The 23632-nt window shown below is 42.0% G+C and carries 19 protein-coding genes; 10 read left to right on the top strand and 9 right to left on the bottom strand.

Annotation, left to right across the window (positions count from 1 at the left end; genetic code table 11):
• Positions 1-130: 130 nt before the first annotated feature.
• From rpmH to jag, 5 genes are all read left to right on the top strand, one after another.
• The gene (rpmH, locus tag OCV57_RS08430; RefSeq protein WP_022287187.1) at positions 131-265 is read left to right on the top strand and encodes a 50S ribosomal protein L34; all 135 of its coding nucleotides are present in this window, start codon (positions 131-133) and stop codon (positions 263-265) included.
• A 227-nt stretch (positions 266-492) separates the two neighbouring features.
• Positions 493-867, top strand: coding sequence for a ribonuclease P protein component (gene rnpA, locus OCV57_RS08425; RefSeq protein ID WP_038672794.1), 375 nt, complete (start codon positions 493-495; stop codon positions 865-867).
• A 1-nt stretch (position 868) separates the two neighbouring features.
• Complete coding sequence (gene yidD / locus OCV57_RS08420; RefSeq protein WP_022287185.1) at positions 869-1117, top strand: membrane protein insertion efficiency factor YidD; 249 nt, start codon at positions 869-871, stop codon at positions 1115-1117.
• A 65-nt stretch (positions 1118-1182) separates the two neighbouring features.
• Complete coding sequence (locus tag OCV57_RS08415; RefSeq protein WP_117957384.1) at positions 1183-2520, top strand: YidC/Oxa1 family membrane protein insertase; 1338 nt, start codon at positions 1183-1185, stop codon at positions 2518-2520.
• Positions 2521-2563: 43 nt separating this feature from the next.
• Complete coding sequence (gene jag / locus OCV57_RS08410) at positions 2564-3457, top strand: RNA-binding cell elongation regulator Jag/EloR (protein ID WP_267301142.1); 894 nt, start codon at positions 2564-2566, stop codon at positions 3455-3457.
• A gap of 381 nt (positions 3458-3838) precedes the next feature.
• Here jag and rsmG read toward each other — a convergent pair whose 3' ends face one another.
• The 6 genes from rsmG to OCV57_RS08380 are packed head-to-tail and all read right to left on the bottom strand — an operon-like array spanning position 3839 to position 10975.
• The gene (gene rsmG / locus OCV57_RS08405; protein ID WP_117857002.1) at positions 3839-4558 is read right to left on the bottom strand and encodes a 16S rRNA (guanine(527)-N(7))-methyltransferase RsmG; all 720 of its coding nucleotides are present in this window, start codon (positions 4556-4558) and stop codon (positions 3839-3841) included.
• A 1-nt stretch (position 4559) separates the two neighbouring features.
• Complete coding sequence (gene mnmG / locus OCV57_RS08400; RefSeq protein WP_267301141.1) at positions 4560-6443, bottom strand: tRNA uridine-5-carboxymethylaminomethyl(34) synthesis enzyme MnmG; 1884 nt, start codon at positions 6441-6443, stop codon at positions 4560-4562.
• 36 nt (positions 6444-6479) lie between these two features.
• The gene (mnmE, locus tag OCV57_RS08395) at positions 6480-7850 is read right to left on the bottom strand and encodes a tRNA uridine-5-carboxymethylaminomethyl(34) synthesis GTPase MnmE (RefSeq protein ID WP_267301139.1); all 1371 of its coding nucleotides are present in this window, start codon (positions 7848-7850) and stop codon (positions 6480-6482) included.
• 12 nt (positions 7851-7862) lie between these two features.
• Positions 7863-8816: a tRNA modification radical SAM protein MnmL/YtqA gene (locus OCV57_RS08390; RefSeq protein WP_267301137.1), complete on the bottom strand. Its 954-nt coding sequence runs from the start codon at positions 8814-8816 to the stop codon at positions 7863-7865.
• A complete protein-coding gene (locus OCV57_RS08385; RefSeq protein WP_267301136.1) occupies positions 8809-9582 on the bottom strand; it encodes a hypothetical protein in 774 nt (257 codons plus the stop codon). Before OCV57_RS08385 ends, OCV57_RS08390 begins: the two co-directional genes overlap by 8 nt.
• A 16-nt stretch (positions 9583-9598) precedes the next feature.
• A complete protein-coding gene (locus tag OCV57_RS08380) occupies positions 9599-10975 on the bottom strand; it encodes an MBOAT family O-acyltransferase (RefSeq protein WP_267301135.1) in 1377 nt (458 codons plus the stop codon).
• A gap of 224 nt (positions 10976-11199) precedes the next feature.
• On the opposite strand from OCV57_RS08380, the gene OCV57_RS08375 reads away from it, so the two are divergent.
• Both OCV57_RS08375 and OCV57_RS08370 read left to right on the top strand, forming a co-directional pair.
• Positions 11200-12129: an NAD-dependent epimerase/dehydratase family protein gene (locus OCV57_RS08375; protein WP_038672779.1), complete on the top strand. Its 930-nt coding sequence runs from the start codon at positions 11200-11202 to the stop codon at positions 12127-12129.
• 81 nt (positions 12130-12210) lie between these two features.
• Positions 12211-13560 (top strand): CAP domain-containing protein, encoded by a 1350-nt coding sequence (locus tag OCV57_RS08370; protein ID WP_267301133.1) that lies wholly within the window; start codon positions 12211-12213, stop codon positions 13558-13560.
• A 56-nt stretch (positions 13561-13616) separates the two neighbouring features.
• Here OCV57_RS08370 and OCV57_RS08365 read toward each other — a convergent pair whose 3' ends face one another.
• Positions 13617-14483, bottom strand: coding sequence for a ParB/RepB/Spo0J family partition protein (locus tag OCV57_RS08365; RefSeq protein ID WP_118158939.1), 867 nt, complete (start codon positions 14481-14483; stop codon positions 13617-13619).
• A gap of 286 nt (positions 14484-14769) precedes the next feature.
• On the opposite strand from OCV57_RS08365, the gene OCV57_RS08360 reads away from it, so the two are divergent.
• The 3 genes from OCV57_RS08360 (at position 14770) to nifJ (ending at position 20432) form a co-directional block, all read left to right on the top strand.
• A complete protein-coding gene (locus OCV57_RS08360) occupies positions 14770-15561 on the top strand; it encodes a ParA family protein (protein ID WP_117957404.1) in 792 nt (263 codons plus the stop codon).
• A gap of 46 nt (positions 15562-15607) precedes the next feature.
• Entirely contained in the window at positions 15608-16522 is a 915-nt protein-coding gene (locus tag OCV57_RS08355; RefSeq protein WP_267301131.1) for a ParB/RepB/Spo0J family partition protein, read from the top strand.
• A gap of 340 nt (positions 16523-16862) precedes the next feature.
• Positions 16863-20432 (top strand): pyruvate:ferredoxin (flavodoxin) oxidoreductase, encoded by a 3570-nt coding sequence (nifJ, locus tag OCV57_RS08350; protein ID WP_046439572.1) that lies wholly within the window; start codon positions 16863-16865, stop codon positions 20430-20432.
• 160 nt (positions 20433-20592) lie between these two features.
• On the opposite strand, the gene OCV57_RS08345 is transcribed toward nifJ, so the two are convergent.
• Both OCV57_RS08345 and OCV57_RS08340 read right to left on the bottom strand, forming a co-directional pair.
• Positions 20593-21132, bottom strand: a complete 540-nt coding sequence (locus OCV57_RS08345; RefSeq protein WP_267301130.1) for an NUDIX domain-containing protein — start codon at positions 21130-21132, stop codon at positions 20593-20595.
• Between the two features lie 21 nt (positions 21133-21153).
• Positions 21154-23595 carry a YfhO family protein gene (locus OCV57_RS08340; protein ID WP_267301129.1) on the bottom strand — a complete coding sequence of 814 codons (2442 nt, stop codon included), beginning with the start codon at positions 23593-23595 and terminating at the stop codon, positions 21154-21156.
• Between the last annotated feature and the right edge of the window lie 37 nt (positions 23596-23632).

Here is a 23632-nt window from a genome sequence, read left to right as displayed (position 1 = left end):
ATATTAAATTACAAGGGCTTTTTTCATAGCGATATTGTAATTTGCTGTGACCCTATAAGTTTAAACATCTCCGAGGACGTTTTTTTTGTATAAAATGACGGAGTGTTGAAAGCGGAAGGAGGAGAATTCGATGAAAAGAACATATCAGCCTAAAAAGCTTCAGAGAAAGAAAGTTCACGGCTTCATGAAGAGAATGTCTACTGCTAACGGCAGAAAGGTACTCGCAAGAAGAAGAGCAAAGGGCAGAGCTAGACTCAGCTACTAAGAGATACAGGCAGTTTCTGATGATAAGTCTGACAGGCATTATTCAGGCGGTTAGTTACGCCTGAATCGATGTCCCTAGGCAGTTGTATTTAAGCGTCGTTGGACGCTGCCTCAGATGACCTATATACCATTCATTGATTTGCATGGTATTGGGTCTTTATCTTTTTTTGGCAAAATTGCCGTGAAAAGGCGAAAAGAGTAAAAACAGTACACAATGGGGAAATGAAGATGCTGTTCACAACGGTTTTAAAGGATAACAAGGCATTTTTAAGGTGCTATAAAAAGGGAAGATTTTGTGCAGACAGTTTTGTAGCAGCATATTTTTATCCCAACGGCAGCCCATACAACAGGCTTGGCATAACGGCGGGCAAAAAGCAGGGCTGTGCAGTAACGAGAAACAGGATAAAGAGAATAGTTAGAGCCGCCTACAGACTTAACGAGGCGGAATTTCCGCTGGGCTATGATATAGTTTTTGTGGGAAGAAACGATATAGGGGAAAAGAAAACTCAGGATATTGAAAGATTTATAAAAAAAAGACTCATAAAAGAGATGAATAAGCCTGTTCCAAAGAATAACAGGTCAGGCAGGGCAAAGAGAAAGTAAAATGAGTAAACTGGCTCAGCTGCTGATAAGGTTTTATCAGCGATTTATAAGTCCTCTTTTCGGACCAAGGTGCAAGTATTATCCAAGCTGTTCGGCATATGCGCTGGAGGCTTACAGAAAACACGGCTTTTTTAAAGGCACGCTGCTCACTGTATGGAGACTGCTTAGGTGCAACCCGTGGAGTCTGGGAGGGGTTGACTATGTTCCTGACAAGCTTACCACTGAGTATTTTAAAATCAGAAAAAAATAAGCCTGAGAGCTTAATCAGATATATAGGTTATCAATATGACAAATAATTGATCTGGAGGATATTAAATGGGTATTATTGCGACCCCTTTGGGCTGGATAATGAAGGGCTGCTATTTTGTATGCAAGAACTACGGAATAGCACTGCTGCTTTTCACTATCCTTACAAGACTTATAGTATTTCCGCTTAACGTCAAGCAGCAGAAGAGCATGGCAAGAATGACCATGCTTCAGCCTGAGCTTGAAAAGATAAAGAAGAAATACGCTAAAAACCAGCAGAAGATGCAGGAAGAGCAGATGAACCTTTACGCCAAGGCTGGCGTAAACCCTATGGCAAGCTGTTTGCCAATGGTCATCACAATGGTTATTCTGTTTGCTCTTATCCCTGTTATTTACGGACCTCTTACCTACGTTTCAAACGCAGATAAAGAGGAGCTTACAGACTCAAACAACATGATATCAAATCTTTATGTTGTCAGTGCTGAGGTAAAAAGCAAGGATACTACAATAGAAAAGCTTATTGAAAAGTTTGAGAAAGACGGTGCTACTGAGGACGAAGCTTATGATAAGCTTGAAAAGCTTTTAACAGATAAGGACAAGTATCCAAAGTCTGCAAAGGCACTTTCTAATGACAACAAGATATCGAACGTTATGGATGCTATTAAGGCTCATAATGATATAGATACTTTTATTCTTAACGAGAATTACTTCTCCACAAACCTCATTCAGTCAAGACCTGAGCTTATGACTTTCGTTTTCACTGAAAAAGAGGGCGGACAGTATGCAGATGTGCTTCCAACAAGCGTAAAGGCTGCGGCTGAAGATTTCAACTACAGCATTTTCGGACTTTTCCTTGGAAAGATACCAACAATGAAGGATCTTTCCTGCATTATCCCTATTGTATCAGCACTTTTGCAGCTTATAGTGACATTCGTTTCACAGCATTTTGCAAAGAAAAACAATCCTGACGCTGCTAATATGGGCGGAATGGGAATGAAGATAATGCTTTATGGTATGCCTATCTTCTCACTGTGGATCGGTTTCAGCTATCCGGCAGGTCTTGGTCTTTACTGGTGCTATTCTTCACTGTTTGCACTTGGACAGACTATCGTACTCAATAAGATCTACACACCTGAACACGTTGCAGAGCTTGTTCAGAAGGATATAGCAAAGCAGAAAAAGAAGGGCAAGCCTACTCTTATGGAGAAAATGGCTGAGGCTCAGATGATACAGGCTGGTAAGGATCCTGCTGAGATCAGAAAGTCACTTTCTGACGATGAGGATTACGATGAGCCTAAGAAGAAAACAAAGACGGAGCTTAAAGATGAGCAGAGAAGACGTCTTAACGAAGCCAGAAAGAGAATGGCTGAAAAATATGGCGACGAATATGACGATTCACAGGATTGACCTGTTGTTGACTAAACTTTTTTAGCGAGAGGAGCAGAAAAAAATGAAACAGATCTTTACAGCCGCAACTGTAGACGAAGCAAAGAACAAGGCGGCAGTTGAATTTGGAACAGAAGTAGAAAAGATCACTTTCACAGTTCTTGAAGAGCCTAAAAAGGGCTTTTTCGGAAAGATTAAGGGTGAGGCAAAGGTAGAAGCTGAATATGAGCCTGAAACAAAGGTAGAAACTGTAACTGAAAAAACAGAGGCTGTTGAAGAAAAGGCAGAAGTTCAAGAAGAAGTCAAGGCAGAGGCAGAGTGGAGCGACACTTTGCAGAAAAAGGCTGACTGTGCAAAGGAATATATACTCAATGTTATAAAGGCAATGGGCATAGAAGACACAGAGATCGAGGTAACAAAGCTTGAAAACGGTGCACTTTTTGAGATAAAGAGCGAAGAGTTCGAGAAGCTTATCGGCAAGAAGGGCGATATCCTCGATTCACTTCAGTATCTTGCATCACTTGTATGCAACAGGATAGACAGAGAATATTTCAGAATATCCACAGATTGCAATGGTTTCAGGGCAAGAAGAAAGACCCAGCTTGAAGAGCTTGCAAGAAAGATAGCAAACAACGTAAAGAGAAGCGGTCGTTCATCAGCTCTCGAGCCAATGAATCCATATGAGAGAAGAATCATTCACGCTGCTGTATCAGAGATCGAGGGTGTAACATCTCAGTCAAAGGGTGAAGAGCCATGGAGAAAGGTAATAATCAGCTCTACAACACCTAGAAAATATGACAACAGAGGCGGCTACAAGAAGAACGGCGGCAGAAGAAGAAACAACAATCGCCGCTCAAAGGGTTTTGACATCACAACAAGCTTTGAAAAGGACTACAAGAAGCCAAAGCCTGAGGACACAATGAAGGATTCAGGTCTTTACTCAAAGATAGAGTTCTAAATTAAAAATGACAATAAGAAAACACGCTGAACAAAAATTCAGCGTGTTTTTTTGCTATTTTGCTTGTTTTTATTGTAGGGGACGGCGCCCCCGACGTCCCGCTTATCGATGTTTCGGTTTCAATATCATTTGTATTTTTTTACAAAATGTTTGGTGCAAAAATTTATAACATTGTCTGCTTCTTTTCATTCGTGACCAATCCAAGTCTAGCCGCTTCGATGTCGGGCTGTCGAGGGCGCCAGCCCCTACACATTTGTGTCTACAGTTTGTCCGCTGCAAAATCGCTGTCGCTCTTTGCGGATTTTACTTTGTATAAGAAACTACAAAAGCGGTGCAGAGATTTGTTCTCCGACACCGCTATGTATTTTGCTTTAGTTCGTATTATAATTTTTTCTTTTTCATTTGACCCTTGTTGCGTGGATATTTCTCAGGTGTTTCAGATACTTTTCTTATGAGGATAAGCGTTCTGCCGTCACCTGTTGGAAGTTCATAGTCAAAAACCTCTTCGACCTTTCCTCCCAGTATCTTAATAGCATTTTTAGCCTCTTTCAGCTCGTCATTTCCTCCTGAGCCTTTCAATGCAACGAAATATCCTCCGACTTTTACAAAAGGCAGACAGTATTCACAAAGGTCGCTGAGGTTTGCTACTGCTCTTGCTGTGGCAATATCAAATTGTTCACGGCACTCCATGCTTCTGCCAAGCTCCTCTGCTCTGCCATGTATACAAGTCGCACCAAGGTCAAGACTGTCTGAAAGCTGTGCAAGAAAATTTATCCTCTTATTAAGGCTATCCAAAAGTGTAAGCTTTATATCGTCACGGACGATTTTCAGTGGACAGGACGGAAATCCTGCCCCTGTGCCGACATCTATTACCGTTGCATTTTCTTTTACCTCGAAAAGTGTGAAAGGATAAACGCTGTCAAAAAAATGCTTTATTGAAATTCCCTCAGGGTCAGTGATAGCAGTAAGATTTATTTTCTCGTTCCATTCACAAAGCAGATCTGCATAAGCTTCAAAGCGTGAATAATCACTGTCAGATATTGTTATATCATAATTATCAAAAAGCTTTATAAAATCGTCCTTAGAAATAAGCTTTGACATACTATTCCTCCCTATGGTCATTCTTTGATGAGAGCCATACCAAAAGCACACCCACGTCCGCAGGGTTTACTCCGCTGATTCGGCTTGCCTGACCAACTGATACAGGCTTTATTTTATTGAGCTTTTCAATTGCTTCAAGTCTAAGACTTTTTATATCATTATAGTCAATATCCGCAGGCAAAGCCTTTTTCTCCAGCTTTCGCATAGCCTCTACCTGTTCAAGCTGTATCTTTATATAGCCGTCATATTTTATCTGCAATTCTACCTGTTCTTTTACTTCTGCTGAAAGCTCAGGTCGTTCCTTATCGAAAGGAGCAAGACCGTCATATGACACCTGTGGTCTGCGGATAAGCTGAGCAAGCTTTATGCCGTTGTTGAGAGGGTCAGTGCCTACAGATTCAAGATAGGCATTTATCTCAGGATTTGGCGCAATATTTATCTTTGAAACACGCTTTATCTCAGCGGCTATCTGTGCATTTTTGTCAAGCAAATGCTGATATCTTTCGTCTGAGATAAGCCCTATCTCATGACCTATAGGCGTGAGCCTTATGTCAGCGTTATCTTGTCTTAGCAAAAGTCTGTATTCGCTTCTTGATGTGAGCATTCTGTAAGGGTCTGAACAGCCCTTTGTAACAAGGTCATCGATAAGAGTGCCTATGTATGATGACGCTCTGTCAAGAATAAGCTGTTTTCTGCCGAGAATTTTCAGTGCGGCATTTATGCCTGCGATAAGACCTTGTGCGGCGGCTTCTTCATATCCCGAAGTGCCGTTGAACTGACCTGCGCCGTAAAGACCGTCAAAAGCCTTGAACTCCAGCGTAGCAGAAAGCTCTGTAGGGTCGCAGCAATCATATTCTATGGCATAGGCATTTCGCATTATCTCAACGTGTTCAAGTCCTTTTATAGTGTGCAAAAATTGAAGCTGAACGAACTCAGGCAGTGATGACGACATACCTTGCAGATAATATTCGTCAGTGTCAAGACCCATTGGCTCAATAAAAAGCTGATGCCTTGGCTTATCCGAAAATCTCATTATTTTGTCCTCGATAGACGGACAGTATCTAGGACCAATAGCGTGTATCCTACCCGAATATATAGGTGAAAGATGTATGTTATCTCTTATTACCTTGTGTGTTTCTTCATTTGTATAAGCCACATAACATTTTACTTTATTTTCAAGTTTTTCATGATTATCAAAAGAAAATGGTGTTATATCATCGTCACCGCACTGAACTTCAAGCTTGTCAAAATCTATGGAACGCTTGTGTACACGGGCAGGAGTGCCTGTTTTGAAACGTCTTATTGTCATTCCTGCCTTTTTAAGACATTCTGTCAGACTGAGTGCAGGCAAAGTTGCGTCAGGGCCGCTTGAATATGATACTGCACCTACATGGACAGTGCCGCTAAGGTAAGTTCCCGTTGAGATCACAACAGCCTTGCAGTCATACTCAGTGCCAAGCTTTGTACGCACACCACGGACAGTTTTGCCGTCCTCCTCAAATAAAATATCAGTTATCTCAGCCTGCTTCAGATAAAGCCCGTCAGTATCTTCGATAGTCTTTTTCATAAGCTTATGATATTCAACACGGTCTATCTGCGCCCTCAGACTATGAACGGCAGGACCTTTTCCACGGTTGAGTATCCTGCTTTGCAGAAAAGTTTTATCCGCCGCCTTGCCCATTTCTCCGCCCAAAGCGTCTATCTCACGAACAAGATGTCCCTTTGCAGTTCCGCCTATAGAGGGGTTGCATGGCATATTGGCAACACCGTCAAGTGTTATGGTAAAAAGTGCCGTCTTTAGTCCAAGGCGTGCCGCCGCCAAAGCCGCTTCACAGCCTGCGTGACCTGCACCTACCACAATAATATCAAAATAGTCCTTTTGCATAATAAAACCACCTGTCTGAAAATAAGACCATATAAATTACTTTCCTACGCAGAATTTTGAAAATACCTCGTCTACCACCGCTTCTGTAGCTTTTTCTCCTGTCAGCTCCAAAAGTGCATTTGCGCCATTGTCTATCATCACAGTAACAGCGTCCAAAGTCTCTCCCATATCAAGGCTTTCAAGAGCCATGGCAAGATATTTTCTTGCACGTTCTGCACAGGCTATTTGACGCTCGTTTGCAAAAATCGTGCTGTCAGCGTCATATCCGCCAATGCCCAAAAGCTTCTCTGTGGCTTTTTGCAGTTCTTCTCTGCCCTCGTCAAGCTTCGCAGAAATCTCTATCACATAGTCTGAATATTTTTCAAGCAGAGACCTTTCAACAACATTTTCAAGGTCAGACTTGTTGAGAACTATGATAACTTTCTTTCCAAGCTTTTTCACATATTCAAGAAGCTCCAAGTCTTCCTCGTCAAGCTCTCTTGAAATGTCGAAAACTTCTATCACAAGCATAGCGTTTTTAAGCTTTTTCTTTGCGATATCAACGCCTATTTTTTCAACTTCATCATCAGTTTCATGTATACCTGCAGTGTCGGAAAGCTTCAAAATAAGCTCGCCAAGCTTTGCACTTTCTTCAATAACATCTCGTGTAGTGCCTGCCACATTTGTGACTATGGAGCGGTCATATCCCAACAGCATATTCATAAGTGTCGATTTTCCAACGTTCGGCTTGCCTGCGATAACAGTGTCAACACCGTTTTTCAGTATCATACCGCTGTCATGATCTGCTATTATTTTATCAAGCCCTGCCAAAGCGTTTTTAAGGCTCTCTCTGAGATTATCCTCAGATATCTCAGGCAAGTCCTCCTCTGGATAATCAACCCATGCCGCAAGTTCACCTAGTATTGTGACAAACTTTCTTGACATATCAGAGATCAGCCTGAAAAGCCTGCCCTCTTTTGTGAGATTTGCAGAATTAAGTGCATATTCTCCCTGAGCGGAGATAGTTTCCATTACGCCCTCAGCCTGAGTAAGTGAAAGCTTTCCGTTGAGAAAAGCCCTTTTTGTGAACTCGCCCCTCTGAGCAAGCTCTGCACCCTGCTCAATACAAAGCCTGAGAACTTTTTTTGTAACATATATTCCGCCATGGCATGATATCTCGCAGACGTTTTCACCGGTGTATGACTTAGGCGCACGGAAAACCGTCAGAACGCCGTCATCGACTTCTCTGCCGTTTTTGTCAACTATTTTTCCGTATGCACAGGTATAGCCTGCCATGTTTTCAACACTTTTGCATGACAGCGGTTTAAAAACCTTTGCACCTATGCTTATGGCGTTTTCTCCGCTTATTCTTATGACTGATATACCGCCCTCAGCGAGTGGTGTCGAAACTGCACATATATCTTTCATTTTTACCTCTTTTTACTCCGACAGAGCCTTTCCCTGCCATGAATTTCTTCTTCCCATTTCCTTGTCTATCTCGTTCATAACGCAGAATTTTTTCAAACTCCACAAAGGTGCAACAAGGTCGTCCTTTGCACCGTCACCTGTGACACGCTGTATTACTATCTCCGCAGGCAGAAGCTCCAACTGGTCGCAGACGATATTAACATACTCGTACATTTCAAGCGCTCTGAACTCTCCACGCTCATACATCTGCGCAAGCACAGTGCCTTTTAAAACGTGCAGAAGATGTATCTTAATGCTTTGTATATCAAACTGACCGAGAGTTTTAGCCGTTTCAAGCATCATATTCCTATCCTCACCGGGAAGCCCGTCGATGATATGCACGCACACATTCACATTGCGTTTTCTCAGCATTTCATAGCCTTTGAGAAAATCCGCAAAAGTATGACAGCGGTTCATTTTCAAAGCCGTTTCGTCATGGATAGTCTGCAAGCCAAGCTCTACAGTAAGAAAAGTCTTTTCCGCAAGCTCACCGAGCAGGTCGGCTTTTTCTTCGTTGATGCAATCCGCCCTTGTTGCGATAGAAAGCCCTGCCGTATTTTCAAATGACAGGGCTGTATAAAACATTTTTCTCAGCGTTTCAACGTCAGCATAGGTGTTTGAGCCTGCCTGAAAATACGGTATGCACAGACCATTGCTCCACTTTTTGCTCATTTTCTCCCTTATCTCTCTGTACTGAGTAAGGATATCCTCATGAGGGTCGCCTGCAAAATCTCCGCTCATTTTTGCCGAGCAGAACACACAGCCCCCCACACCTTTTGTGCCGTCTCTGTTCGGACAGCCAAGGTCAATATTAAGCGGTATCTTGAAAACCTTAGTGCCGAACTTGTGCCTTAGATAATAATTGTAGGTATGATATCTTTTATTGTCATCAGAATAGGGAAAAGGGTTATCAAATCTGCTATTCATCTGACGGTCCCTCAGTTTGCTCAGTGGTAGGTTCTGTAGTTTCTGGTGGCTGAGTTGTGGTTTCAGTTGCCTTTGTTGTGGTCGTGGTAGTAGTAGGACCAGGCTGTACTATAGGCTCAGTTTCGGTGACAGTATAGTAAGGCTTGTCATTATTTGTGGTAGTGGAAGCCGTTGAAGTCGTTGTGGTGCTTTTAGTTTCCTCTGGTCTGTCAATAGCAGTGGTAGTTGTTGTTTTTTTCTTGTCCTCTTTTTTCTTTGTGGTAGTTACTTCACCGTCCTGCGGTTTTGCAGTGGTGGTGATAACATTTTCGTCAGGATCATCACTGTCATTATTAGTCGGATGATCGAAGCTGTTGTGGTTAGAATCAGTATTGTCAGGCGTTTCTTTTATAGGGTCAGTGACCTTATTGCCGATACCATAAATAAGAGAGATACGCTCCTCAACAGCTTTCATGGCGTCAGGAAAAGGTATACTATTATTATAAGAGTCCTCCAAAGCCTGAGTGTAATCCCCTGAAAAGAAAGTCTTGAATGTTAAAGACAGATTGTTGTCCTCCACAATGTCGCTTCCTGAAACTGAAATAAAGAATATGCAGGCAAATAGCATTATGACCGCTATGGAAAGAAGATTTATAAAGCTGTAATGCTCCTCCAAATTCGTTTTGGCAAGCTCTTCAGCCGCTTCCTCCGCAGCCTCGCATTCCTCCGGTATCTCATATTCATCGTCACCGTGAACGATATTGAATCGTGTAGTTTTCTTATCCATTAGTATTTTCCTCTTTTTATGCCGCATATTCCGCCGCAAGTGTTATAACGCTCACTGCAAAAACAAGCACTGTCATAATGGTCTTTGTTATCATAACTCTGCCATAAGCCGCCTGAGACTTCTGTGAAAGCTTTTTAAAAATCTTGCAGAAAGCCCTTTTTGCAGGTGGGCAGACAATAAAGAACGATATTACTATAAGGGTGATATTTTTCAGCACTGCACTTTTTACAGACACGCTCAAGGTGTATTTCACATTTACTCCTGCAAGTGCAAAGAGCCATTTTTTGTAGCCATAGAAGCTGTCAAAATAAAGTCCGCCAAAAATAACGAGAGCAGTGAGTACAAGATAGATATACTTCACAAGGTCAGGCAGTTTTGAAAGCGGTCTTTCAAGAAACAGCTTTTCAAGGATACAAAGCACAGCCGCACAAAGTCCGACGATAATGAAATTCACCTTTGCCTGATACCATATAGAAAGAGCCAGACCGCAAAGTATATAGCACACAAAAGTAAAGACCTTGTTCATGTTTTTTTTGCAGCAGAAAACCTCGCTGAAAAAGTCAACAACAGTTGTATTGAAGCTTTTTATCATACCAGTGAAAAGTCCGTCAGCCTCAATGTTTGTGTAGTTGTCAGGATAAACAAAGCCGTTTGTAAGACCAAGACCCTTTGCCATATCCGAAAGTCCTGTGAAAAGAAAATAATACTGAGCCAAGAATGACAGCATACCAAGCCAACAGCCAAGGGTAGTTATCTCTTTGCCGTTAAGTCCTGCAAGCTTTATCTGTTCAAAAACGCCTGCAAGAAGCACCACCTTGCCAAAACCAAAAACTATCTTATTAAGCCCCTGGTTGAGCTTTGCTCCTGTGATCTCACGATGCCTTATCTGTGGCTCAATATCACCGTATCTCACAAGAGGTCCCACAAGCATGAAATGCAGTGACACCATATAAGTCAAAAGGCAGAAAATGTTTTTTTCTGCTTTGCAGTTGCCCTTGAAAACGTCATAGACATAAGAAATTCCTCTGAGCATATAATAACCCATACCAAGTGGAAGTATGGCGGCGTCAAAACTGAGCTTTTTTACCTTATTATAAAGGATATTCTGACCGAATATTAGCATAAGAGATACATTCATTATAATATCCAGCGCCAAAACTATCCCGCAAAGGGCTTTGTTCTCACGGTTTTTTGAAATAATAAGACCAAATATCCAATCGAGGATAACTGACAGGAAAATAAGACAGAACACAAAAGGTCTGCCCCAACTGAAAAACAGCAGGGAACAAACTATCAGAATGAGGTTTTTATATTCTGCACTTCTGTCGAAAAGCGAAATAATGGTCATTATCGGGAACATTCCCAGTATAAATATAAGATCGGAATAAACCAAAATAAATTGCTCCTTAATATTTTTATATGTAAAATATTTTTTATATTTTTTTGTTTATGATTTATACCTATAATTTTATCACAATTCACTAAATATAGCAAGCAAAATTATAAAGAAAATCTAAATTTTTCAGTTTTCTTCAAAAAGTATTTGCAATTAATAAAAACTGTGGTATAATTATAGTAAATAAATGTGCAATTCTACTTGGGGAAGGAGTGGCAGAGTTGGCTTCAATTTTAGTTACAGGAGCAAGCGGAATGATAGGCTTGTACCTTACATCCAGCTTACTGCACAAAAAGCATCGTGTATTCGGTATAGATACACGCAAAAATGAGTTTATTGGAACTGATCCAAACTATACTTTTATCCAGTGTGATATTACAGATAAGGACGCTATTACAAATGTAATCGATAGTAACAAGATCGACGTTGTCGTGCATCTGGCAAATTCTGTAGATAACGATATAGATCCATATGTAACAGACGCTGAGATGAAAAAGAGCAAGATATGTGATAAGTTCATATATGCGGCTGCAAACAAGGCTGAGGTAAGGAGCTTTATCCTGCTCAGCACAACAGCAATATATGGTGTACAGAAAGGCAGAGAACCAATAAGGGAAACTGCTCCTGAAAAGGGAAATTCAAACTATGCGGATCTTAAGATGACATCTGAGAAGATAATGCAGAAGGAATTTAAAAAGTCTGAAACTATACCTGTTATTGCCAGAGTAGCTCCTATTTATGACGCTGAGTATACACAAAATCTTAGAGACAGAGTATTTGACGCAAAGGAAAATGTTGCATACATATTCAATGATGGAGAATACGGTTTTTCATTCTGTTGTGTATTCAATCTTATCGACTTTATAAATGGTATTATCAATGTACCGTCAGGAAGATATGAGGGAATCTACAATCTTGCTGATTCAAGGCTGATAACGGCAAAAGAGATAATTGATTATGAAAAGGAACATCACCGCATAGGTGCAGTTATCCAGAAATCACCTGGAATGGGACTAAGCATCAACAAAGGTAAGATGAAAACTGATTATCGCTATTTTGACCCATCTATCACATTCAACAACTGGAACATAGACAACACAAGGGCAAAGAGAATAGCACCTTTCAGATGGACACTTTCAAACACAAAATAAACTCACAAAGGCAGTCCCAGGGCTGCCTTTTTTGTATTGTTCCATGTGGAACATTTGATAAAACAGGAGAGCTAAGATATTATGGAAAGCAATAGGTTAGTTAAAATATTATGTGTTGTCTGTGCGGCAGGCTGTTGTCTTTCCTCTTGCGGAAGCACAGGGGAAGAAAAGCCCAAAAAGCTTTCAAGCGTCAGCACAGGAGTCACCACAACTGTGACCACAAATAAAAAGTCTGCCGAAATTATCACGGGTTCAGTGACTACTATACAAACAGCAGCGACTTGTACAAAGATAGTTTTTGATGGTGGCTATACCCTTTTTGCAAATGTGCAGGGGGGATATACTCTTATAAACAGTTCAAATGAGATAGTGAACTCTTTTGAGATAACTGATGATAACGGTGATAAGCTTGTACTGACCTGTGACGGAAATACTGTCACTATCACTAAGAACGGAAAAAAGGTCAACTCGTTCAGTTATAAAGGTACAAGGATAATAATATCAGCCAACGAGGTCTACTATGCAAACACAAAGGTGACATATGTTGATGAAAGCTTCAGCAGCTTTAACGTAACTGACAAGGTGACTATAAGGTGTATCGCAGAGAATAAGTTTGAGATTGTAAAAGACGGCAAGACAGTAAAGAAAGCTACTGTAAAAGATGTGAACGGCTCAAAGTATGTGCTTGAAACCATGGATAAGGGCATGGAGATAACAAACACTGATAATGAGCTTATGGAATCCATAGTGGTAGGCAATAACTACATAAGCGTGTCAGGGGATAAGGTTATCATAAACGGAAAGACCATGCGGCCACCTCACAGTGCAGATATAAAAGCTGTGACTACAACTGTAACTACAACGACGACAACGGCTACTACTACCACAACGACTTCAAAGAAAACTGAAAAGAAAACAGAAACGCAAACTGAAACTGTTACCGAGCCTATGCAGGAAGAACAGCCCTCTGCTCCTCAGCCTGCCGAACCTACTGAACCTGATTCAAGCACGAATATGTCAAATAGAAATCTTTCTGCTGAAACATCTGAAATGCTTGGCTATGTAAATGAGGTTAGAAAACAGTATGGTTTAAGAGAGCTTGAGGGACTTGAACTTCTTGACTCTGCGGCAGATGTGCGAGCAAACGAACTTCTAGGAAATTATTCTCATGACAGACCTGACGGCAATTCATACATCACAGCTATAGAAGAAACTGACCTTCCTGAATGGCGTGCGGCAGCTGAAAATATCGCATATGGTATGAACAGCATGACCACAGTAAAAGAAGCTTTCGACGCATGGATGAACTCACCGCCTCATAGAGAAAATATCCTCAACCCTGATGTGCGTTACATGGCGTGCGCAAAAGCTGTAAAGTCGGACAACGGGGAATACACCTATTGGGAACAGCTTTTTTACAGCGATATATAAAAAAATTGGACAGACTTTTGAGCCTGTCCAATTTTTTTTGTTCCATGTGGAACATTTTATTCTGCCTGCTTTTCCGATGGTATCTTTATAATATATTCGATATAATCCTCGTGATCGATACGTTTTGCATCAGCGTTCACTCCTGCCAGTCTCATAACATCTATCGCCTTATTGACACTGTTGAAAAACAATCTAACATCTTTTAACATAGCCGCTCTTTTGTGATAGCTTGCACGCTTTTCATCATCTTTCAGAAGCTTGGCAATATATTTTTCCAATGTGTCAACTGTCCACCCACTTTCAGCCGCTTTGTTCAACACAGCAAGCCTGCGGTCATTATCTGTGATCTTTAGCAAAGCCCTTGCGTGACGTTCTGACATATTGTTATCGAGAATTATTTTGCGTTCCTCAGCGTTAAGTTTCAGAATACGAAGCTTGTTTGCAACTGTGGATTGAGCAAGTCCCAGACGAATAGCCGCAGATTCCTGAGTCATGCCATATTTTGTGATGAGCTGAGAGATCGCTTCGGCTTCTTCAAAAAAGTTCAGGTCACAACGTTGGATATTCTCTATAAGTGCAATGACCTGCGAACGTTCCTCTGTGGCATTGATAAGTATACACGGCACTGACCTTAGTCCTGCAAGCTTTGCCGCACGCAAACGCCGTTCGCCTGACACAAGCTCAAAAGTGCCTTTTACACGCCGCACTGTGAGAGGTTGTATGATCCCGTCCTGAGAAATGCTTTTTGCAAGGCTTGTTAGTTCGGCAGGTGAGAAATATCGCCTTGGCTGAACAGGGTTCGGCCTTATCTCTCCTATGGAAATGTCGATTATTTTGCCTAACGTCTGATAGGGTGAAGCCCTCTGTGATTCGTCAGTTTCTTCGCTGAAAGCTTTTGTTAATGTTTTTGGGAAAATGCTCATTTTTTATACCTCCGTTTCGTTTTAAAATAATCATAACACTTCACGAAACTCAATGCTATATTTTATTCAGAAAACTTTTCTGCTCTTTATGACCTTGATTTTGATATTGGTACTTTATTCTTTGTATTGTTTTCTAAATTGTCATGGGCTTTGTCGGATAAAGTAAAAATCTGATTTGTTCCATGTGGAACATTTTCAAGAAAATTTGTAAAAGGGTCTTTTCAAAAGTGAAAAATTGTAGTATAATAAATATGATATAATTCTACTAAGAAAAGAGGTCAAGAATATGGGGAAAATAATTGCCGTTTCAAATCAGAAAGGCGGCGTTGGAAAATCTACTACTGTTGTAAATCTTGCAGCGGTTTTTGGACTAAAGGGCAAAAAAGTTCTGATCGTTGACTTTGACCCACAGGGCAATACTACCACAAGCTTTGGTATAAAGAAAAAAAGTATCAGAAATACAGTGTTTGATGTAATATTTGAAGAATGTTCGATATTTGAGGCTGTCGTGCCAACTTCCTGCCGTGGAGTTTCAGTTGTGCCGACAACTCAGGATCTTTCAGGCGCATCTGTGTCACTTGTGAATGAAAAGGACAGAGCAATGAAGCTTCGCAACGCTCTTATGCCTGCAAAAGAATTTTATGACTACATATTTATAGATTGTCCCCCAACTCTCGATATGCTCACAATAAATGCACTTGCGGCGGCTGATTCTGTACTTATCCCTCTCCAATGCGAGTTTCTTTCTTTGGAGGGTCTTGTTGAGCTTCACAATACTATCAACAGAGTAAAAGTTTCTTTCAATCCTGACCTTGATATTGAGGGCATTTTGTTTACAATGTGCGTTGAAAGATACAAGATAACAGGTCAGATAATAAGCGAGGTCAAAAAGCACTTTGCAAAGGAAGTCTTTGAAACTACCATACCGAGAAACGTTGCCTTGTCGGAAGCCCCAAGCTTTGGTGAGCCGGCTATTTATTATGATAAGAAGGCAAAAGGCTCAAAGGCATATGAAAATCTTGCAAAAGAAATAGCTAAAAGAGAAAAGAAAAAAGTAGCAAAGAATAAAGAAAAATAATGTTCCACATGGAACATTGTATCTTATAATGTGAAAGGAAAATACAATGGCTAAAAAAAGCAAAATGGACAGAGGCTTGGATAGCCTGTTCTTTGATAATTCTATAGATGAGGTCACACGATCTGATAGTAAATCGGAAAAAAATGATGATGGCGAAAATGGCATTTCCACAGTAAGGATATCTCTTATTGAGCCTGACAAAAATCAGCCGCGTTCTGAGTTTGATGAGGACGCTCTTAATGAGCTTGCGGAAAATATCAGACAGCATGGTGTTTTGCAGCCTATACTTGTAAGACCTCTTGACAATGGAGGATATAAGATAGTTGCAGGCGAGCGTAGGTGGCGTGCGGCACGTCTGGCTGGACTTGATGAGATACCTGTTTATATAAAGGAGCTTACAGATCTTGAAGCCGCTGAGATATCCCTTATTGAAAATATCCAGCGTAAAGACCTTACACCTCTTGAGGAGGCCACCGCTTATCAGACTCTTATGGAAACCTATGGTCTTACTCAGCAGCAGGTGGCAGAAGCTGTTGGACGTTCACGTTCCGCTGTGGCAAACTCTATCAGACTTCTTTCCCTTAGCGAAAGTGTGCAGGAAATGCTCCGTGACCAAAAGCTCACCGAGGGTCACGCAAAGGTGCTTGCAGGCGTTGCGGATAAGGATACTCAGGAGAAGCTTGCTACAGAGTGTATAGAAAATGGCTGGACGGTAAGAGAGCTTGAAAAAGCTATCGCCGCTTTGGAAACAAATAAAAAAGCTGAAAAGAAAATAAAGCGTACTATCACAAATCCTATGTACACTGAGTTTGAGATAAGAGTAAATCAGGCCACTGATAAGCTTCGTGTAAGTTTAAGCGAGGATAAAAAAGGCGGCTCAAAGCTTGATGTAAAATTCAGTTCTGATGTTGACGTGGATAAGATACTCAATGCCCTCGCCGAACTTCTTATGAACTGCTAGTTTTATAATTTAAATATATGAAAAATGTCTGTTTCGGCAGGCATTTTTTTTATCTATGTAATACAGCACGTCTGAAATATGAGGAAGTCATAACTAACCGAAAATAGGGGGTTTACAGCGTATAAATCAAGAAAAAATGTGGTAAAAGGTCTTTACAAATTGAAAAATAAGTGGTATACTATAAGAGTTAAAACAGATGTATCCTGAGAAAGTTTGTTACAGCTTACTTTTGAAGAAAATATCTGCTGTCCTTAAACAGACGTGCTTGAAAAAGTACGCTAAAAAGGAAATTTGAGTTTTGAGCTTTTGCTTGAAATATCGAGAAAGGAATGATTCTAAAATGGCAAGAAAAATGAAAACCATGGACGGAAACAACGCTGCTGCTTGGGCGTCATACCCATTTACAGAAGTTGCTGCTATCTATCCAATCACACCATCATCTGTTATGGCAGAAGTAACAGACCAGTGGGCTGCCAAGGGTAAGGAAAACCTGTTTGGCACTCCTGTAAAGCTTGCAGAAATGCAGTCTGAGGCAGGTGCTTCAGGTACAGTACACGGCTCACTTGCAGCCGGTGCGCTCACAACAACATATACAGCATCACAGGGACTTCTTCTTATGATCCCTAACCTGTATAAGATCGCAGGTGAGCTTCTCCCTTGCGTTATCCATGTATCTGCAAGATGTGTAGCTTCACACGCACTTAATATTTTCGGCGACCATTCTGACATCTATGCTTGCCGTCAGACAGGTTTTGCTATGCTTTGTTCTTCAAATGTACAGGAGGTAATGGACCTGGGTACAGTTGCTCACCTCTCAACTATCGAGGGCAGAGTACCATTCATCCACTTCTTTGACGGATTCAGAACATCTCACGAGATCCAGAAGATCGAGACATGGGATATGGAAGACGTAAGAGATATGGTTGACTTCGAGAAGGTGGAGGAGTTCAGAAAGAGAGCTCTTAACCCTGAGCATCCTGTACTTAGAGGTACAGCTCAGAACCCTGATATCTTCTTCCAGGCAAGAGAAGCTTGTAACCCATACTATGACGCTATCCCTGGTATCGTAGAGGATTACATGAACAAGGTAAACGAAAAGATCGGCACAAACTACAAGCTGTTCAACTACTACGGCGCACCAGACGCTACACACGTTATCGTAGCTATGGGTTCTGTTTGTGACACTATCGAAGAAACAATTGATTACCTCAACGAGAAGGAAGGCACAAAGCTCGGTCTTGTTAAGGTTAGACTTTACAGACCTTTCCGTGCTGACAAGCTCGTTGAAGCTATCCCTTCAACTTGTGAGCAGATCTCAGTTCTTGACAGAACTAAGGAGCCAGGTTCTGAGGGCGAGCCTCTTTATCTTGACGTTGTTGCTGCTCTTAAGGGTACACAGTTCCATGATGTAGCTATCGCTTCAGGCAGATATGGTCTTGGTTCTAAGGATACAACTCCTGCACAGATCAAGGCTGTTTACTGGAATGCAAGCTGGAAGGATACATATAAGCCAAGATTTACTATCGGTATCGAAGACGACGTTACAAACCTCTCTCTCGAAACTGAGGGCAAGCTTGACTCTGCTCCAGCAGGCACAACTGCTTGTAAGTTCTGGGGTCTTGGCGCTGACGGTACTGTTGGTGCAAACAAGAACTCTATCAAGATCATTGGTGACCATACAGATCTGTATGCTCAGGCATACTTTGCATATGACTCTAAGAAGTCAGGCGGTGTAACAGTTTCTCACCTGAGATTCGGTAAGACACCTATCAAGTCAACATACCTTATCAATCAGGCTGACTTTGTTGCTTGTCATAACGAGTCTTATATCACTAAGTACAACATGGTACAGGATATCAAGCCAGGCGGAACATTCCTTCTGAACTGCCAGTGGGAGCATGAAGAGCTGGATAAGCACCTCCCAGGTCAGGTAAAGAGATATATCGCTGAGAACAACATCAAGTTCTATACTATCAACGGCGTTAAGATCGGTAAGGAGATCGGTCTGGGCAACAGAATAAACACTGTTCTTCAGTCTGCATTCTTCAAGCTTGCTAACATCATTCCTATCGACGACGCTATCAAGTACATGAAGGACGCTGCTACAGCTTCTTATTCTAAGAAGGGCGACGCTATCGTTAAGATGAACCATGACGCTATCGACGCTGGATGTCAGCAGGTTCACGAAGTTAAGGTTCCTGCATCTTGGAAGAAGTGCAAGGATACTCCAATGGGTATGCCTGCCGCTAAGTGCGCAGATAAGACACTTCAGGACTTCGTAAACAACATTCAGATCCCTTGCAACGCTCAGGAGGGCGACAAGCTCCCTGTTTCAACATTCACAGGTATGGCAGACGGCACATTCCCACAGGGCTCTGCTGCATTTGAGAAGAGAGGTATCGCTGTTGACGTTCCTGCATGGAATGGCGACAACTGTATCCAGTGTAACTTCTGTTCATATGTATGTCCACACGCAGTTATCAGACCTGTTGTAATGACAGACGCTGAGCTGAAGAAGGCTCCTAAGCTTGCTCAGGAGAAGGCAGTAGCTATGACAGGTATGCCTGGTTACAACTTCGTAATGACAATGTCTGCTCTGGACTGCACAGGCTGCGGTTCTTGCGTAAATGTTTGTCCTGGTAAGAAGGGCAACAAGGCTCTCAGCATGATGCCACTTGAAACTCAGCTCGCTGAGCAGGAAGTATTCAACTATGGTCTTACACTTGCTGAAAAGCCAGAAGTATTCGAGAAGTTCAAGGCAACAACAGTTAAGGGCTCACAGTTCAAGCAGCCACTGCTTGAATTCTCAGGCGCTTGCGCAGGCTGCGGTGAAACACCTTATGCTAAGCTCATCACACAGCTCTTTGGTGACAGAATGTACATTGCTAACGCAACAGGCTGCTCATCAATTTGGGGTGGTTCTGCTCCTTCAACTCCATACACAGTAAACAAGGACGGCAAGGGTCCAGCTTGGGCTAACTCACTGTTCGAGGATAACGCTGAGTATGGTTACGGTATGTACCTTGCACAGTCAACTATCAGAAACAGAACTATCGCTAAGGTTCTTGAACTGTCTAAGACAACTAAGGCAGCAGCTCTCAAGAAGGCTTGCGAAGAGTATCTTGAAACAGTAGACGACGGCGAGAAGAACTCACCAGCTACAGATAACCTTATCGCTGCTCTTAAGAAGACAAAGAATAAGGCTACTGAGGAGATCCTTAAGGACGCTGACTATCTGAGAAAGAAGTCAATGTGGATCTTCGGCGGTGACGGCTGGGCTTACGATATCGGATTCTCAGGCGTTGACCACGTTATCGCTCAGGGTCAGGACGTAAACATCTTCGTATTCGATACTGAGGTTTACTCAAATACAGGCGGACAGTCCTCTAAGTCAACTCCAACAGGTGCTATCGCTCAGTTCGCAGCAGCTGGTAAGGAAGTTAAGAAGAAGGATCTCGCAGGTATCGCAATGTCTTACGGCTATGTATATGTAGCTCACGTTGCAATGGGTGCTGATTACAATCAGTGCATCAAGGCTATCCACGAGGCTGAGTCTTATCACGGTCCTTCAATCATCATCGGTTATGCTCCATGTATCAACCATGGTATCAAGGGTGGTATGTCAATTGCTCAGACAGAGGAGAAGAAGGCTGTTCAGGCTGGTTACTGGCATCTGTACAGATTCGACCCACGTCTTAAGGCAGAGGGCAAGAATCCATTTATCCTTGATTCTAAGGCTCCAACAGCTGACTATAAGGACTTCATCATGGGCGAGGTACGTTACAACGCACTTGCTAGACAGAATCCTGAGAGAGCTGAGAAGCTCTTTGGTAAGGCTGTTCAGAACGCTAAGGACAGATATGATTATCTGCTCAGATACGCTAAGCTTTACAATACTGAGGAAAAGTAATCTAAGTTACTATAAAAAAGACGCTCATGCACTTCGGTGCGTGGGTGATCTTTTTTTTCACCACAAAAAAAGGTACTGCCACGTTGACAGTACCCTTTTTATATGCAGTGGCGAACAGCGTTCGACCGTTTCTTTTATCGCATGGTTAAAATATTATGGACTACATATCCTTTTTGATGAGATAAGTTTTCAGTATAGCCGCAGTTGTCTTTGCGTCAGGGAGCTTGTTTTCCATGACCATTTTGTAAGCTTCTTCAAGAGGCATTTTTGTTACGTCAAGGAACTCGCCCTCGTCAAGGTGCTGCTCACCGAAATCAAGTCCCTCTGCCATATACATATGGATTATCTCGGTATCATAAGCCACTGTAGGATAAATACAGCCAAGATAAGTCATTTTTTCTGCGGTTGCACCTATCTCCTCTTTAAGCTCACGCTTTCCGCACTCCAAATGATCTTCACCGTATTCAAGCTTTCCTGCAGGTATCTCCATAAGTGCGGTCTTGAAAGGATAGCGGAACTGCTTCACAAAATAAACATTCTCGTTCTCGTCAAGAGCAACGATGCAAACTCCGCCAGGGTGATGAATGACCTCTCTAAGCGTCTTGTAGCCGTTTTCAAGCTCCACTTCATCACAAGTCAGGTGAACGACCCTGCCCTTGTATATCTCTTTTTCACTGATAGTTTTTTCGTTCTGATACATTTTATATCCTCCCTTTCAGGTTTATGCGTTCTTTTCAACAGGCTGAGCTTCTTCTTTTTTCTTCCTGCTTGTAAATCTCACTGCGCCAAGGTAAACGATAAGCGAGCCGAAGCCAACGGCTGTTATTACCTTGCCCCAGAAAAGACCCTTTGTTTCGTAGGTGAACTGGATATCGTTTGAACCCGCAGGACAAAGAACAGCCATAAAGCCGTAATCCACCTTTTCTATTTCCACGTCCTGACCATTCACCTTTGCGCTCCAGCCGTCATCATATGGAACTGAGAAGAACACAAGGTTATCCTTGTCAAGGTCGATCTTGGCGTTGAAGCCGTAAGAATCATAACTGAATGATGAACAACTGTTTGCACGTCTGTCAAGGCAGTTCTGATAATACTGATCTGTTGAGTAGTCAGTACCCTTAAAGCTGTAGTAGCTGAGGATATTATTGTATTTTGCAGCCTGCTCAGGGGTAAGCACAAGGGCTTTCATGAGCATTGATGTCTTGTCTACCTCTGAAGCCTTCTGAATGTCGCTGTCAAGGCAGTAGTAATCATATGTGAAGCCCATTGGTACATAATATTTGTTTTCGTAAATGTTGAAACCATTCTGAGTATCAACATATTCAAAGCCGTAGAGATTTGCAAGAGTTTCAGGCTTCGATACCTCTGTGATACCTTTTCTCTCACTTTCAGTAAGTTCATTGAAATAGTATTTTACGGAAAACAGGCTTCTTAGTGGATAGACCTTAGTTTCCATTCTTGATGCAACATCTCTCGTTTGTCCGATAGAGCTGTAGAAATCCATGATAGATGTTGAAACAACGCTGTGGAAGCATCTCATTGATGAAAGCTCCCAGAACATACACCAGTTGTCAACATTTTCTGAGGTATCTATTCTGTAGAAATTGTTGTCAGCATTGTAGTTCTCTGATCCAGACTCCAGCTTATCCATGTTGATGTTGTCGCCACCGTTTATTGCTCTGTTGATGTAGTCGGTGTTGTCAGTACCCTGGGTTACGCCGTATACGATAGAAGAAGTCATGCAGATGACCACAGCAACCGCCGTCATTGCAGAAGCGATCTTCATGTAGTCGAGCTTCTTCTCTGCGACCACATATATAAGCGTGCCAAGCATTATTATCATTACTATGGTAACGATAGCCTGAATGTAGTAGAGTTCAATATATTCAGGAACTTTGCCATAGGATACAACGCCGTTTTCGTTTGTCGGAAGCAGACCGATGCCAATAAATATCGCACATACTACACAAACAGGCACAAATCCCTTTTTCAGATCGTCCTTGTTTTCTGCGATGACCTTTGCTGTCATAAGGCACATAAGCAGTATAGGCATATAATACCATCTTGCATAATATGACGCATTGAAAAGGACGAAAGAGGAGTTCAATATAGGCACGCAAGCCATTATGCCGAATACGATAATAGCCTTTGTAAGCCAACTGTCTTTGCCTTTCTTTCTCGTTCTCATAAACGCTATAACGCCTGCCATTGAGAACATAGGCAGATAGCCTGCCATTGAAGCCCATCTTGCCTTGTCTGAGTTAAGGATATTTATTCTTGCAGGCATATCGGAAAGCATAAAGAACGATTGGATAATTCTTGGTATTCTTACATTTTCACCGTATATAACAAGGTCAAGTCCATAAAGTCTTTCGTTTACACGGTAGTTGCCCATTACGCTCAGCGCTGACGGCAGGAAGATAACAGCGGATATCATCACACCGATAACAGCCTCAAGGATAAGCAGACCGAACTTCTTCATGTCAATTTCAAAGTCCTTGTCAAGGCATCTCAGGAAGAAGTAGATAATAACGAATACGACCTCGCAGGCAAAGAAGAAATAGCTTATGGTCGCACATATAGCTACCGCTACCGCAAACGGACCCTTCTTGTTCTTTTGAACCAACAGTTCAAATCCTAAAAGCATGAGAGGGAAGAACGCAGTTGCGTCGTGGAAGTGGTTGAAGAAAACGTTGTAGGTCTGGAAGCCTGAGAAAGCGTAAAGCAGACCACCTATAAAGCAGGCGCTTGTATTGTCAACAAAAAATCTGATGTAAGCGTAGGCTGTTATTGCGGCGATAGCCGTTTTCAGCGCAAGGAGCCATGGTATCAGATAAGGCACTGCACCTGACGGGAAAAGTGTAGTGAGCCAGAAAAATGGCGAGCCAAGGAGATAGAAAGCATATGAGCCAACAAAGCTCGAGCCTAAGTCCGTTCCCCAGTCCCAGCCCATGTTTCCGCTGCGAACAGCGTCATGACAGTGCTGATAGAACATCATCTGCTGTGAGTTGAAGTCGCCATAGTAGAGAAAGATGCCCTTGTTCACTATCATTGACGGTATGAACGAGATCATCATGCCGATAAAAGCCACCGCAAACAGCAGCAGATACTTTTCTTTTGGCTTGCTGTCAGGGCTTTTTAGAAGTCCGTTTTTCTTAAACATTGTCTTGTCCTCTTTTTCTTTACTGATAATATATTGG

It is taken from the genome of Hominimerdicola aceti, from assembly GCF_025567495.1.
GTDB lineage: Bacteria > Bacillota > Clostridia > Oscillospirales > Ruminococcaceae > Hominimerdicola > Hominimerdicola aceti.
Note: the sequence above shows the minus strand (reverse complement) of the source record. Positions and strands in the feature narration are given on the sequence as shown.